The organism is Streptomyces sp. NPDC034049 (genome assembly GCF_055575575.1).
Genome location: NZ_JBVISJ010000010.1, coordinates 24311 through 37799, shown reverse-complemented (window position 1 = coordinate 37799; position 13489 = coordinate 24311). Strand labels below are relative to the sequence as shown.

Annotated in this window: 12 protein-coding genes; 11 read left to right on the top strand and 1 reads right to left on the bottom strand. The window is 69.8% G+C overall.

The features are described from left to right. Positions 1 to 167: 167 nt before the first annotated feature. The 5 genes from ACZ52C_RS27010 (at position 168) to ACZ52C_RS26990 (ending at position 4521) form a co-directional block, all read left to right on the top strand. A complete protein-coding gene (locus ACZ52C_RS27010; protein WP_469077195.1) occupies positions 168 to 374 on the top strand; it encodes an S-type pyocin domain-containing protein in 207 nt (68 codons plus the stop codon). After that, positions 364 to 2394, top strand: coding sequence for a hypothetical protein (locus ACZ52C_RS27005; protein ID WP_469077194.1), 2031 nt, complete (start codon positions 364 to 366; stop codon positions 2392 to 2394). Before ACZ52C_RS27010 ends, ACZ52C_RS27005 begins: the two co-directional genes overlap by 11 nt. Positions 2395 to 2473: 79 nt before the next feature. Then, positions 2474 to 3139 (top strand): hypothetical protein, encoded by a 666-nt coding sequence (locus ACZ52C_RS27000; RefSeq protein WP_469077408.1) that lies wholly within the window; start codon positions 2474 to 2476, stop codon positions 3137 to 3139. 8 nt (positions 3140 to 3147) lie between these two features. After that, positions 3148 to 3408 (top strand): DNA-binding protein, encoded by a 261-nt coding sequence (locus ACZ52C_RS26995; protein ID WP_469077407.1) that lies wholly within the window; start codon positions 3148 to 3150, stop codon positions 3406 to 3408. Positions 3409 to 3468: 60 nt separating this feature from the next. After that, the gene (locus ACZ52C_RS26990; protein WP_469077193.1) at positions 3469 to 4521 is read left to right on the top strand and encodes a hypothetical protein; all 1053 of its coding nucleotides are present in this window, start codon (positions 3469 to 3471) and stop codon (positions 4519 to 4521) included. Positions 4522 to 4600: 79 nt separating this feature from the next. On the opposite strand, the gene ACZ52C_RS26985 is transcribed toward ACZ52C_RS26990, so the two are convergent. Further along, a complete protein-coding gene (locus ACZ52C_RS26985) occupies positions 4601 to 6103 on the bottom strand; it encodes an FAD-binding protein (RefSeq protein WP_469077192.1) in 1503 nt (500 codons plus the stop codon). Between the two features lie 528 nt (positions 6104 to 6631). Between ACZ52C_RS26985 and ACZ52C_RS26980 the strand changes: the two genes are divergently transcribed. The 6 genes from ACZ52C_RS26980 to ACZ52C_RS26955 all read left to right on the top strand — a co-directional run bounded on the left by ACZ52C_RS26980 (position 6632) and on the right by ACZ52C_RS26955 (position 13406). Then, a complete protein-coding gene (locus ACZ52C_RS26980; protein ID WP_086801176.1) occupies positions 6632 to 7837 on the top strand; it encodes a sensor histidine kinase in 1206 nt (401 codons plus the stop codon). Continuing rightward, a complete protein-coding gene (locus tag ACZ52C_RS26975; RefSeq protein WP_045562285.1) occupies positions 7834 to 8235 on the top strand; it encodes a roadblock/LC7 domain-containing protein in 402 nt (133 codons plus the stop codon). Before ACZ52C_RS26980 ends, ACZ52C_RS26975 begins: the two co-directional genes overlap by 4 nt. Continuing rightward, a complete protein-coding gene (locus ACZ52C_RS26970) occupies positions 8232 to 8609 on the top strand; it encodes a DUF742 domain-containing protein (protein WP_469077191.1) in 378 nt (125 codons plus the stop codon). Before ACZ52C_RS26975 ends, ACZ52C_RS26970 begins: the two co-directional genes overlap by 4 nt. Beyond that, positions 8584 to 9177 (top strand): GTP-binding protein, encoded by a 594-nt coding sequence (locus ACZ52C_RS26965; protein WP_013005331.1) that lies wholly within the window; start codon positions 8584 to 8586, stop codon positions 9175 to 9177. Before ACZ52C_RS26970 ends, ACZ52C_RS26965 begins: the two co-directional genes overlap by 26 nt. Before the next feature lie 13 nt (positions 9178 to 9190). Next, a complete protein-coding gene (locus ACZ52C_RS26960; protein ID WP_469077190.1) occupies positions 9191 to 10531 on the top strand; it encodes a cytochrome P450 in 1341 nt (446 codons plus the stop codon). 334 nt (positions 10532 to 10865) lie between these two features. After that, positions 10866 to 13406 (top strand): tryptophanase, encoded by a 2541-nt coding sequence (locus ACZ52C_RS26955; RefSeq protein WP_469077189.1) that lies wholly within the window; start codon positions 10866 to 10868, stop codon positions 13404 to 13406. Positions 13407 to 13489: the final 83 nt, after the last annotated feature.

Below are 13489 nucleotides of genomic sequence, written 5' to 3'. Positions count from 1 at the left end.
TTCGGGCAGTGTGCCCTTTGTCTTGCCCGTGGCGAGCGTGTGACCGCGGTCACTCCCCTTCCGTCAATTGACGGCAGACGGGTATGGCCGGATACGGGAATCTCGGGGCGTCAGAAAAGCGACGCACGAGAAAACCTCGAGCGTCCTGATCATTCCGGAAGGACGACATGCGAGCAGAGGAAGTCTTTCGGGACGAGGACGTGATCCCGTTTCTCCAGGCACCGGATACCGCCGAACAGGCGGAAACCGCCCGGGGCACGGTGCTGAACGCGGAGCGGGGGATCATCAACACCGGCACCGTCCATGGCGGTCAGCACCTCACCGCGATCGAGTTGTCCGGACACCCCCACAGCGGAGCCGACGGTGACGTCTGACATCCTCCGGGCCGGCGACTTGGACTCCGTCATCGCCACCTTGGCCGCCGCCAGACGGGACATGGTGGTCCTCGCGCCCAACGGCACAGTCAACACCGGTGTGGTGACGGGGGACCAGCGGCAGACCGTCTCCACCTCGGCGGACGGCGGCAGCCCCACGGGGCCGATGCGACAGGGGCCCGTACGGGCGAAGGACCTGACGGTCGCGAGACGGCGCTTCGTGGCGCCGCCCGGCTACGAGGACGCCCTCGCGGCACTCGACTCCGGCGTGACCGTCCTCGTCGGAGCACCGGGTACCGGTCGGGAGACCCACGCTCTGAACCTGCTGGCCCACGGCAAGGGACAGCCGGCACTCGTTCAGGTCGACGGGGCGGTTGACCTGACGCGGTGGACGCCCCGGCCGAAGGGAGTGCACGGCTACCTGGTCATGGAACCCCCGGACCCCTTCTCCCTCCGCCCCTGGGACCTGTCCCGCCTGGAAGCCCCGTTGACGGAGGCCGGAGCGCGTCTGCTCATTGTGCTGGCGGGCACCCCAGGAACGGCCACCGTTCTGGAAAGCCACCTGGGCACGCCGGTCCTGCACCACCTGCCACCGGATCCGCGGAAGGTCTTCGCCTCCCATCTGGCGGACCTCTGCCCGGACGAGGACGGACGATCACGCCTGCTGCGGAACCTTGCACCGCATGAATGGGACGAGTTGCTGCCCACGGGGCTGCCGCCTCGCCAGGCGGCACAGGCGGCGGAAGCCGTGGCCCGAACGGGTGCCCGCGGCCTGTCCTGCGCCCAGGTGCTGCGCGACTTGGCTCAGGCGGAGGCCCCCGAACTGCTGGGGCGGGCGCGGGAAGACCCGGTGCTCCTGGCCCACCTGCTCTCACTCAGCGTCTACGGCGGCCTCGACCACACCGTCGTCATGGAACGGGCGGCGGAACTGCTCGCAGTGGCAGGCGCCGGACCGGAGCACCAGTCCGCCACGGAGAGCCCGCTCCACCGTCATGCTGTGACGATGGGGCGACAGCACATGCCCGAGACGCTGCGCGCCCTGAGGGCGCACCGTGTACGACAGGCCGGGCCCGACGCCACGGACACCGCTTCCTTCTTCTGGCCGGCCGTCGGTGATGCCGTGTGGGAGGCCCTCTGCCGTGATCACCCGGACCTGCTGCCTCTGCTGCACCCATGGCTCGCCCGCACCGCATGCGAACCCGCCCAGATCGAACGGGCCGGGCAGGCGCTCGCCGGCATGGCCGTGGCGACCGGTGGCCGGACCCTGGACCTTCTGCGCCCCCTCCTGCTGGCCCAGTGGTCTCCGGGTGTCGAGGTGGCCGCCCACTGCCTGGGCGCGGTGGTCCATACCTCGGCACCGGTGGCGAAGGCCGAGGAACTGCTCGACCGGTGGAGCATCGCTCCCGAGGCTGCCCTGCGGACAACAGTCGCGTACGCCTGCCGCTCGGACCACGGCGGTTTGCCGGATGGGCAGGCCATGCGGTTGTTGAACCGGATCACGGGGACGCTGGGCGACGGCGCGGACGACGGGGCCGTCACCCATGCCGTCGCCGAAGCTCTGACGCAACGTTTCACGGCAGGCGATTCCCGTACCAGGGAAGGCATCCTGGGCCGGCTGCGGAACTGGGCACGAACCGATGGCGTTCCGGCCCAGTTGGCGGCGCTCACCTTCCCCACCATGGCCGAGAGCGACCCGGCGTGGTGCCGGAGCCGAATCCTCTCCGACGGTGAGGCGGCATCCGGCATGGTCGAACTGACCGGCAACGCCCTGGACGAGCCGACCACGTATCCCTCCATGCGCGATGTCCTCCTGGCGTGGTGCCGCGAAGGTGAGGGTGCGGCTCAGCCCGATCCAGCCTTGGAAGAGCTGCTCGCAGGGCTCGTGGCAGCCCGGCAGCCCGGCTTCCTCCGATGGCTCCTCGCCGTGGAACGCGGCCCGGACGCCATGCCCGGCAAGGAAGCGGCGGCGCGTCTGCTGGCCGCATGGCGCGGAAAAACCCCGGCCACCCGCACGGACTGATCAGGAGGAACCGATGTCACTTCCCCCTCGGCCGGCTCTCTTCTCCCTTGTCGAACGCACCTGGGCGGGCCGGAATCCGGTGCCGCGCTTGCGACTGCACGCTGAATCAGCCGAGGACGCGGGGGTCTCCGTGACCCTGGAGCAGGCCCGGCAGACGCTGTACGACCGCCGAGCGGAACCTGCGGTGCGCACCGCCCTGTGGTACCAGATCGCGGAGCGCGCGCACCTCGATGCCGACCCCTCCGACTGGCCGTCGGCAGTGGTGTGGCTGGGCTTGCCCGGCCTGCGGCGCACCGCCGTCAGGATCACCCGGTACTTCGGCGCGGAACGGGAAGACGTCGAGGCCGAACTCGTCACGTGCTACCTCGAAGCCCTGAAGGACCTCGGGGCGGGGACCCCGGACCCCGGCGGGCAGGTGCTGCGTTCGTCCTGCTCGCGTGCCTGGACCCTATGGCGCCGCCTTCGCCCGGAGGTGGCGGTGGGCGACGTGGACGCAAGCGGCGGAATGCTCTTCGACCGGGAGCCCGACGGGAGTTGGCTGGTGGACTACGGGCAGCCCGCGGGTCGGTACGGCCTCTCGGCCGATCTGCGCATCGTGGTCCCCGACCATCGTGTCGAAGGCGTACGGATCGGCGCTCTCGCTCAGGCCTGGGGGCTGGCCGACACCGCGGACTGCACCGCCTATTCGGGCCGAGGCAGGCAGGTGGCGACGATGTCCCTGCGGCGGAGCGGGAGGCAGGCGTGAACGACAACATGGAGACACCTCTCACCTTCCGAGAGATCTTCGCCTTGCCGGTCAGCGTCGATCTGCGGACGGCGGCCAGGGCGTTCGGCATGTGCCTGGGCACCGCCTACCGGCTTGTCGCCCGCGGTGCCTTCCCCTGCGACACGGTCCGGGTCGGCCGACGACACCGCGTGCTCACCGTGGACCTGTTGCGAGCCCTGGGCATCGAGGAACGCCCCGTCTTCGCCGACGAGATCGCCGACGGGGTCGCGCTCACCCTCTTCGACTGACCTTCGCTTCGCGTTCCCCCTGACACATCACAGCCCACAGCACCGGAGAAGGAGTTCACCATGCCCACCTGTCTCGCGATCGGCGCGGCGAGCGCCCCAGCGGACCCGTCCGGCAGATCGGACCAGGACGGACCGCAACGGTCACTGCTCTTCTACGAAAACGTCGTGCGCCCCACCTGTGAGCAACTCGGTCTCACCTTCCTGCGGGCGGACACGCTCACCGAAGCCGGTCTGCCCGCGGACCAGTTGCTCCGTCTGCTCACCGAAGTGGACGTCGTCGTCGCGGACATGAGCCGCAGCGACGAAGAGCTGACCTTCGGGCTGGGCATGCGACATGCCCTCGGCCGGTGCACCGTCCACGTCATGGAGGGGGCCGCCACCTCTGCCGGAGCGGTGAGGACTCCCTCGATCGTGTTCGCTTCCCACCCGGACGGCGCGGCTGAAGCCCGGCAGCAGCTCACGACATTACTGACCCATGCCTTCCGCGGGGCCACTGCCGTGCCGGCGGCTGTTTCGCCTCCGGCGCAGTCGCGCACGGAGTCCGCAACCGGGCACGACGACGGGCCGGGTCTGTTCGACCTCGCGGTCGAGGCTGAGGCACAACTGGAGGCCGTCTCGGGGGACATGGCCGACGTGGAGTCCGCCCTGTCGGATCTCGGGGCGATGATGGAACTGATCGCGGAGGACATGGTCCGCGTCAGTCACCCCGGGGCTTCGATGAGCGCGACATCGGCGGTGATCAACCGCCTGGGCAAGGCCATCGACGGGCCTGCCGGCGACCTCGAAGCTGCGGCCGACCGCTTCGCGGAGCGGATGGGCGCGACCGTCGGGGCGCTCGGTGCCTTCCTGGAGTGGGCGGCGGAGACACCGCGCGACGAATGGCCGGACGGCGCGGCGGAGGTGCTCGACCAGGTGGCGACGTCGTTCCGGGGGCCGGAGAACCTGACCGCCGACTTCCAGGAGGTGATGGCACTGATCAACATGTTCGGCGCCTCCAGCAGGCATGTGCGCAGACCGGCCCGGCGGATCGCCAAGTCCCTGCAGACCATGTTCCGCAGTGTGGCCGTACTCGAACAGTGGCAGGGCAGGGCGGAAGCGATCAGACAGGCCTGATGGGCGCGCCCACCCGAGGGCCGCCCGGACTCACTCCGGGCGGCCCCTTCCCGTCTGCGACCGGGCCGTATGTGACACGTCAGAAGATGCCCGGACCCGGCGTCAGGACCCCGCGCGGGTCGTAGCGGTTCTTCCAGGTGGTGAACGTTTCCCACATCGGTCCGTAGTGCGCCCGCCAGTCGGCCTCCGTGAAGGCGCACGCGCCGTGCGGGTAGCGGACTCCGCCGACGGCCGCCGCCTCCTGGTAGTAGCGGTAGTTGCGGTCCGTCATCCGGGACGCGAAGTCGGGGTCGGGGCCGGAGCGGGCCGCGTCGGTGAGCACGCTGACCAGCCAGACCCAGGGGCCGCTCGTGCCGTCGGGCAGCCGCAGCAGCGGTCGGCCGTAGCTCGCGCGCAGCATCGGGAAGACCAGGCCGAAGCCGGTCGGCCCCAGGTCCTCGGCGGTCAGCGACGGGAACACCGACGCGACGTACTCCTCGACCGCGCCGTCCGGCAGGAACAGGTCCGACCACGGTTTGACCTTCGCGTCCCAGTCCAGGTTCGCCGCGAACGCGTCGTACATGTCGGTGACCAGGGACATGTAGTCGAGATAGGAGTAGTCCTCGAAGGCGGCGGAGGCCGCGGCGGGGCTGAGTCCGCGCAGCAGACGGGACCCGTCGGGGGTGTCGCCGGGGTTGTGGAAGACGGTGGCCCACAGGACCAGGGGCTGTGCCGTGCCGGGCTGCGGAATGCTGCCGAGCGAGTCGAACTCGCCCCGGTCCGCCAGGATGCGGATGTCCTGGAAGAACGTCGGGATGTCCGGGTAGCCGATCCGGTAGGTGCGGGCCCGCTGCTTGGCCGGCACCAGGTCGACGGTGGCACGGGTGATGACGCCGCACTGCCCGAGCCCGGCGAGCGCCGCCTCGAACAGATCACTGTTCTGGGATCCGGAGCACCACATCACCCGGCCCTCGCCCGTGACCACTTGGAGCCGGCGGGCGTGGTCGACCTGTGCGCCGACCCGGTAGGACGACATCATCCCGATCCCGCCCATGGACAGCGTCCCGCCGACGGTCGTCCTGGTGTAGCTGGTGATCGACGCCGGTGTGAGGCCCTCCTCGTACGCGGCCTCGATCAGGTCCTTCCACAGCACACCGGCGTCGACGTCGGCGCCGTCCGCGCCGATCGAGTGGATCGTGTCCAGCGACCGCATCTCGACGACCAGGCCACCGCTGACGAGGGGTTGACCGAACATCGCGTGGTGGGCGCCGGCCGGGGCGACCTCGATGCCGTGGTCGGCGCAGAAGCCGACCATCTTCCTGATGTCCTGCACCGACCCCGGCCGCAGCACCGCGCACGGCGTCCGGAACATGATGTTGCCCTGGTCGTGGGCGTTCGCCGCGAGCGACTCCGCGTCGAACACGAGGGTCCCGTCGAGGAGCGGGGCCGTGGCGAAGGACGCGCTGTCCGCGGCCGCCGCCTCGGTCACCCACTGTCGGGTGAGCAGGTCGAAACCGGCCACGAGCGCCAGGGTCCCGGCGCCGAAGCGGGCCAGGAACTGCCGTCTGCCGACGGGACCGCTCTGTCTCTGTCTCTCTGTCATGACAGCCTCCGTGGTGTCGGCGCGGCGGATGATCGGCACGCCGCGCCGGGTCTGTCGTCCTGTCCGGGGGGAGAGTCGGTGCTCGACCGGTACTCGACCGAACCGGACCGATGACTCAGCGTGGTCATCACCAAGCGCGATCTCCCCCTGACATTCCGCTTACGGCTCATCATGGCTTCCCGGGGGCCCGCCGCGCGACGGGGTCGGGGCGTCCGATGTGTGCGGTGGGGCGGTGGAAGCGCGTGCCGAAGTGGATTTACCTCAAGGCGCGACAGAAGCCCTTATTCGGCCTTGCTCGTGCAGGTGCGGCACGCCTCAACCTTCGCCAGAACCGCGCAGGTTGACGAACCGTCATCCAGTCGAGTGATGATACGATCACCGCACTTACCGAACGGACGGATAGGTGCAAAAGGAGCACCTCTCGCCATTCGTGGAGGCCTGGGTGGCAACCCCGGAGTGGCTGGCCTTCGGTCTGTGTGAAGTGACGGAAATTCAGTAGCTGGCCATCGGCCGCCTGAAGAGGGTCTCATGACGCAATACATACAAAATCCGGCGCTCTGGGCACTCATTGTCGTAACCCTTGCCGCCGTCGCCCTGATCATTCGTCAGCGTCGGGCGGCGCGAGCTTTACGACAGGAGATCGCAGGGCTCAGAAATCACTACGGTGAATTGGAGAGCCAATACTCGGATTCCGTCCGCGCGGCCCAGCAGGAAGCCGAAGGTGAGACGAGGACGGCCCTGAAGGCCGCGATGCGCACCCTCCAGGGTCTCGCCGCCGAACAGCAGCGCATCATCTCCGGGCTGCAGCGCAAGTACGGCGACTCCGTCATGCTCCAGGACCTCCTGGAGATCGACCACATGAACGCGCAGTTCGGCCGGCGTGCCCAGTCCATCGCTGTGCTGTGCGAAGGCTGGCTCGGCCGCCACCGCGACGTCGCCTCCGTCTACGACGTGGTCCGCAGCGCCCAGGGCCGGATCCGCCACTTCCAGCGGGCGCACATCCTGTCCAAGGTCGACTTCGGCGTCACCAGCCGGGCCGTCGAACCGGTGGCGCTGGCCCTCGCGGAGCTGCTCGACAACGCGACCAGCTACTCCAGCCCGGACACCGTCGTCGAGATCAACGTCCGCTCCGTGCCCAAGGGCGTCTGCATCATCGTCGACGACGCCGGTGTCGGCATGAACGAGGAGGAGAAGGCGAGGGCCGAGAAGCTCCTGACGAGCGAGCGCGTCACGGGTGTCTCGGGGCTCGGCAACCCTCCGCAGTTCGGCTTCGCGGTGATCGGTGTGCTCTGCGAGCGGTTCGGCTTCACGGTGTCGGTGGACTCCACCTCCCCCTACGGAGGTGTGCGGGCGGTCGTGCTGCTGCCCGACGAGCTGCTCACCGCGATGCCGGAGCCCAAGCAGCCGACGGCGTCGGTGGAGTCGGTCGCGCCGCGCGACGTCCCCGCTCCCGTGGAGGCGCGGCCGGCCGCGTACGACAGCGCCCCCGAATCCTCGCTGCCCGTGGGCACGACCGAGGACGGTCTGCCCAAGCGGCGTCGCAAGCGGCCGATGGCCCTGGTCTCCAACGGTCCGTCCGCCGCCCCGGCTCCCCGGCGCCGCAGCGAGGACACAGCCGCGATCATGGCCGCCTTCAAGCAGGGCACGGACGCGGGTCGCGCCACACACCCGGAGGCGGGGGAGCGGCCGAGCGGCTCCCACGACGCTAGCAGCGAAGGGCACGAGGTCCAATGAACAACGATCTTTCATGGATGCTTGACAGCGCCCTGGAGATCCCCGGAGCTCTCCACGCGGTTCTGGTCTCCTCCGACGGGTTGCTGAGGGCCCGTTCGAGGGGAGTGGACAAGGACGACGCGGACAAGGCCGCCGCCGCGATGAGCGGTATGCAGTCGCTGAGCCGGTCGCTGGCGTTCTTCTGCTCCCGCTCGGATCTGCGGTGGCAGCAGACACTGGTCGAGTTCGACGGCGGCTGGATCTTCCTGATCTCGGCCGGCGACGGTGCCTACCTCGCGGTGTCGGCCTCCTCCGACGTCGACATGGCGGACATCACCTTCCGGATGCAGCAGCTCGTCGGCCAGCTGGGCAAGGTCATGACCGCTCCGCCCAGGGAGAGCAGCGTGGTAGGGCCATGACCGATTCCGACAGGCATGAGCACGAGGCCGCCGAATTAGTGCGGCCGTACGTCATCACCGGCGGCCGCAGCCTGCCCGGGGAGAGCCAGTTCTCCCTGATCACACTGGTCACGGCGGTCGCCGACCAGCAGCAGCGGCCCGCTCGCCTCTCGCCGGAGGAGCAGGACCTGCTGCGCATGTGTGTCGGCGGTTACCTCTCCGTCGCCGAGATCGCGGGGCACCTCCGACTCCCGGTGGGAGTGGTGAAGATCCTGCTGGCCGCGCTCTCCGAGGCCGGCTATCTCGTCACCCGCCCGCCGGAGACCCGTGCTCCCGTGGCCAACCTGCAGATTCTCGAGGAGGTGCTCAATGGTCTCCAGTCCAAGTTTGGATGAACGGGCGTACGTCCCGGGCGGAGAGACGCAGACCGCCGTGAAGATCCTGGTCGTCGGGCACTTCGCAGTCGGCAAGACCACGTTCATCGGGTCGATCTCCGAGATCTCGCCGCTCTCCACCGAGGAGACGATGACGCAGGCGGGCGAGGCGATCGACGACCTCAAGGGCGTCCAGGGCAAGACCACCACCACGGTCGCCATGGACTTCGGCCGCCTCACCGTCAGCGACCGCGTCGTGCTGTACCTCTTCGGCACACCCGGCCAGCAGCGCTTCGTACAGATGTGGGAGGACATGGCACGCGGCGCCCTCGGCGCGCTGGTGCTGGTCGACCCCGAGCGGCTGGCCGACTCCTTCGCCGTGATCGACCTGATCGAGCAGTACGGACTCGACTACGCGATCGCGGTCAACCATTTCGACGGTACGTCGATACGTGATGCGAGGGCGCTGCGCGAAGCGCTGGATCTCCTCGACGACACCCCCATCGTCACCTGCGACGCGCGGGACGAACGGTCGTCGGCCGAGGCTCTGATCACGCTCGTCCGCTACTTGATGGACCGCGCCCGTTAGGAGCAGAGCAGACATGACCACCGACTCCGCATTCCCCTCACCCCCACCCGGCTGCCCGGCCCACGGCAGCGGACTGCGGGTCCCGCTGTACGGCCCGGAGTTCGCGGCCGATCCGCAGGCGTACTACTCGTACATGCGGCACTACGGGCCGAGCGCTCCGGTCGAGATCGCGCCCGGCGTCGACGCGACCCTCGTCACCGACCACGCCACCGCGCTGAAACTGCTCCAGGACCCCGGCAACTTCCGCAAGGACGCCCGCCGTTGGCGAGACGTCGCCGAGGGCAAGGTCGGCCCGGACAGCCCGGTCGTCCCGATGCTCGGCTACCGCCCCAACGCCATGTTCACCGACGGCGCCGAGCACGCGCGGCTGCGGCAGGCGATCACCGACAGCCTCGCCAAGGTCGACTCCCGCCGCATCAGCGACATGACCAAGCGGGCCTCCGACTACCTCCTCGCCCAGGTCTCCGGCCGCGGTTCCGTCGACCTGATGAACGACTACGTCAAGCAGCTGCCGCTGCTCGTGTTCAACGAGCTCTTCGGCTGCCCGGCGGACATCGGCGACCGGGTCGTCTTCGGCATCTCCGGAGTCTTCGAGGGCGTCAACGCCGAGAAGGCCAACCAGGTGCTGGGCCAGGCCGTGTTCGAACTGGTGGCGCTCAAGCGCGCCAGGCCGGCCGACGACGTCACCTCGTACCTGATGCGGCACGAGGCGCGCCTGACCGACGAGGAGTTGGTGCACCAGCTGATCCTCCTCCTCGGCGCGGGCGCCGAACCGCTGCGCAACCTCATCGGCAACACCCTGCACCGGCTGCTCCTGCACGACCGGTACGCCGACGGCGGTCTGATCGAGGAAGCCATCGACGACACGCTGTGGGAGAACCCGCCCATGGCGAACTACGCGCCGCACTACCCCGCGGCCGACATGGAGTTCGGCGGCGCCAAGCTGCGGGCGGGCGACCTGGTCCTGGTCAGCATGACGGCCGCCAACACCGACCCGGCGCTCGTGGCGACCGGTCGGACCGGCGGACGGCGTGCCCATCTGTCGTGGAGCGCCGGCCCGCACGCCTGCCCCTCCAAGGAACTCGCCCGGCTCGTCACCATGGTGGCCATCGAGAACCTGCTCAACCGTCTGCACGACATCGAACTCGCGGTCCCCGAGGACAGCCTGACCTGGCGTCCGGGCCCCTTCCACCGCGCGCTGGCCGCGCTTCCCTGCCGCTTCACCCCGCAGGTCGTCCAGCGGCCGATGCCGCCCCGCGTGACGGAGTCCTCCGCACGCGAGGAGAACGCCCCGGCGGGCCGCAAGGCCGAGCGTGGCGTGTGGGGCTCCTTCCTACAGTGGTTGAAGGGGTGACGCAGACAACAGTCTGTGACAGCGGTTACTGCATGAGTATTCAACCAAAGGGGTAGTAACGCGGCGGCATTCGTGGTGACCAATGAACCAAGGGAGGTGTCGTGGACCACATATCCATCGGCGCCGCTTCTGCTCGACATCCGGATCTCTTCCGCCGCTCCCGACGAGACATCGACTTACATCGCGCGGAGACCAGGGGCGTGACCCGCCACCAGTCGCCGCGAGACGAGATACCCGCCCAGGTCGGCGGGTATCTTTCTGTGTCCCCGCACCCGCTCCGCCGCCGGGGGACAGCGGCTCCGCCTCCGAACTCCGAACAGCGGCGGGAGACGTGGTGAGCCCTCTCGGGTCCGGCACCGGGAGCACCCCGGGGGACCGGACGCTCGGCGCCCTCGTGACCGGCCAACTGCTGCGGCTCTGCGAGGTGTCGGGGCTCGGCCCGACCGACGCCCGGAACTACGCGCGTCTACTGACCGACTCGCTGGGGGCGGTGGCCGAACGGCCCCTGAACCTGCCGCCCCCGTCCCTCAGTTTCCTGTCCGACGACTCCACCCCGGTGGAGTACTCGCTCTCCCTCACCCCGGACGCGTCCCCCGCCGTACGGGTGCTGCTGGAACCGGGGTGCGGTGCCGGTGATCTCCGGGACAACGGCCGCGTCGGACTGCGCGCCGTCCGAGCGATGACACGGCGCTGGGGCTTCGCCACCGACCAACTGGACGTACTGGAGGACCTGTTCCTCCCCGCCGATCCGCAGGGCCCCCTGGCGCTGTGGATCGCGCTGGAGCTGCGCCCCGGCGGCGTCCCCAAGATCAAGGTGTATCTGAACCCGTCGGCGTCCGGCGGGGACCGGGCCGCCGAGACGGTACGGACGGCCCTGGACCGGCTGGGCCACCGGCACGCCTTCGACGCGCTGCCGCCGGCCGACGGCTACCCGTTCTTCGCGCTCGACCTGGGCGACTGGGCGGCGCCCCGGGTGAAGATCTACACCACCCACCGCGACCTGGCGGTGGCGGACGTCGGCGCCCTGTGCCGGATGGAGAACGGCCCCGACAGCGCGACGCTGGAGGAGTTCCTCCGCACGGCGGGCGGCGTCGACGAGGCAGCGGACGGCACCCGGGCCCTGCCGGAGGCCCGGTTCGCCCGGCGGCCCGTCCTGTCCTGCCACTCCTTCACCCGGACCACCGGCGGACCCACCGGCTTCACCCTCCACGTCCCGGTCAGGGACTACGCCCGCGACGACGCGGAGGCACTGCGCCGGGCCGGGGCCGTCCTCGGCCGCCACGGGATGGACCCCGGCGCACTCGACCGCCCGCTGGCCGCCGTCACCGGACGCCGGCTGTCGGACGGAGTGGGGCTCGTCGCGTACGTGGCGCTCGCCCACGAACAGGACAGACCGGCCCGGGTGACCGCGTACCTCTCGTCGGAGGCCTACGCGGTGCGGCCGCCCAACGGCCACCGGCACTTCCCACATGAACCATTCAGCAGCATGTCAGGAGCAAGAACCCCTATGGAGCCCTACCGCATCAAGGTCGTCGAGCCCATCGCGCTCACCACGCGTGAGCAGCGCGAGGCGGCGCTGGAACGGGTGCATTACAACCTCTTCGACCTGCGCGCCGAGGAGGTGACCATCGACCTGCTCAGCGACTCGGGCACCGGCGCCATCTCGGCCGCCCAGCTGGCCGCGGGGATGGAGGGCGACGAGTCGTACGCGGGCTCGCGCTCCTTCTACCGCTTCCACGAGACCGTGACGGAACTGACCGGCTACCGGCACATCCTGCCGGCCCACCAGGGGCGGGCCGCGGAGCGCATCCTCTTCACGAACCTCCTCGAACCCGGTGGCATCGTCCTGGCCAACACCCACTTCGACACGACCCGGGCCAACGTCGAGCTTTCCGGATGTCAGGCGCATGACATTCCCTGCCCGGAGGCCCGAGACCTGGACAGCGTCCTGCCCTTCAAGGGCAACATCGACCTGGACAGACTCCGGCAGACGCTGGAGGGACCGGACGGCTCGCGGGTCCGTGTGGTGATCATGACGATCACCAACAACGGCGGCGGTGGCCAGCCGGTCTCCATGGAGAACCTGAAACAGACCGCCGAGATCTGCCGCCGGCACGGCGTCCCGATGATCCTGGACGCCGCCAGATTCGCCGAGAACGCCTGGCTGGTGACCCGCCACGAGGAGGCCTACCGGGACCGCACCCCGCGCCAGGTCGCCGAAGAAGCGTTCCGTCTCGCCGACGGCTGTGTGATGAGCGCCAAGAAGGACGGCATCGTCCACATCGGCGGATTCATCGGGCTCAACGACCCCGAACTCGCCGAGAAGTGCGAACGCCTCCTCATCGCCACCGAGGGCTTCGCCACCTACGGCGGTCTCGCCGGCCGGGACCTCGACATGATGGCCACCGGCCTGCTGGAGGTGACCGAGCCCGCCTACCTCGCGGAACGCGCCGATGTCGCCTCCCATCTCGCCGACCGCGTCCGCGCGGCGGGCGTCGACCTGCTCGAACCCCCGGGCCTGCACGCCCTCTACCTCAACGCGGGCCGCCTGCTCCCGCACATACCGCCCCACCACTACCCGGGCCACGCCCTCGCCTGCCGCCTCTACCTCGAAGGCGGCATCCGCTCGGCCGAGCTCGGTTCCCTCTACCTCGGTGAGGAGGACGAGGACGGCAACCCCATCAAGAGCGCGCCGTACGAACTGGTCCGGCTCGCGCTCCCGCGCCGCGTCTACACCCGCAGCCACTACGACCATGTCGGCAGGACCCTGGAACGCATCGCGAAGGAGCCGGAGTCCGTCCACGGCTACCGCATCGTGGAGCAGTCCCCGATCCTGCGGCACTTCCGCGCCAAACTGCAGCCGGTGACCGCGTGACCGCGTGACCGCGTGACCGCGTGACCGGCCGAGCCGGCGGTGGTCGCCCCGTGTTCGAGCGGAGCGGCCACCGCCGGGCGCGG

Excerpts from the sequence above, each read along its gene's own strand:
- ACZ52C_RS27010 (WP_469077195.1), top strand. The coding sequence starts at position 168 with ATGCGAGCAGAGGAAGTCTTTCGGGACGAGGACGTGATCCCGTTTCTC.
- ACZ52C_RS26995 (WP_469077407.1), top strand. The coding sequence starts at position 3,148 with ATGGAGACACCTCTCACCTTCCGAGAGATCTTCGCCTTGCCGGTCAGC.
- ACZ52C_RS26990 (WP_469077193.1), top strand. The coding sequence starts at position 3,469 with ATGCCCACCTGTCTCGCGATCGGCGCGGCGAGCGCCCCAGCGGACCCG.
- ACZ52C_RS26985 (WP_469077192.1), bottom strand. The coding sequence starts at position 6,103 with ATGACAGAGAGACAGAGACAGAGCGGTCCCGTCGGCAGACGGCAGTTC.
- ACZ52C_RS26980 (WP_086801176.1), top strand. The coding sequence starts at position 6,632 with ATGACGCAATACATACAAAATCCGGCGCTCTGGGCACTCATTGTCGTA.
- ACZ52C_RS26975 (WP_045562285.1), top strand. The coding sequence starts at position 7,834 with ATGAACAACGATCTTTCATGGATGCTTGACAGCGCCCTGGAGATCCCC.
- ACZ52C_RS26970 (WP_469077191.1), top strand. The coding sequence starts at position 8,232 with ATGACCGATTCCGACAGGCATGAGCACGAGGCCGCCGAATTAGTGCGG.
- ACZ52C_RS26965 (WP_013005331.1), top strand. The coding sequence starts at position 8,584 with ATGGTCTCCAGTCCAAGTTTGGATGAACGGGCGTACGTCCCGGGCGGA.
- ACZ52C_RS26960 (WP_469077190.1), top strand. The coding sequence starts at position 9,191 with ATGACCACCGACTCCGCATTCCCCTCACCCCCACCCGGCTGCCCGGCC.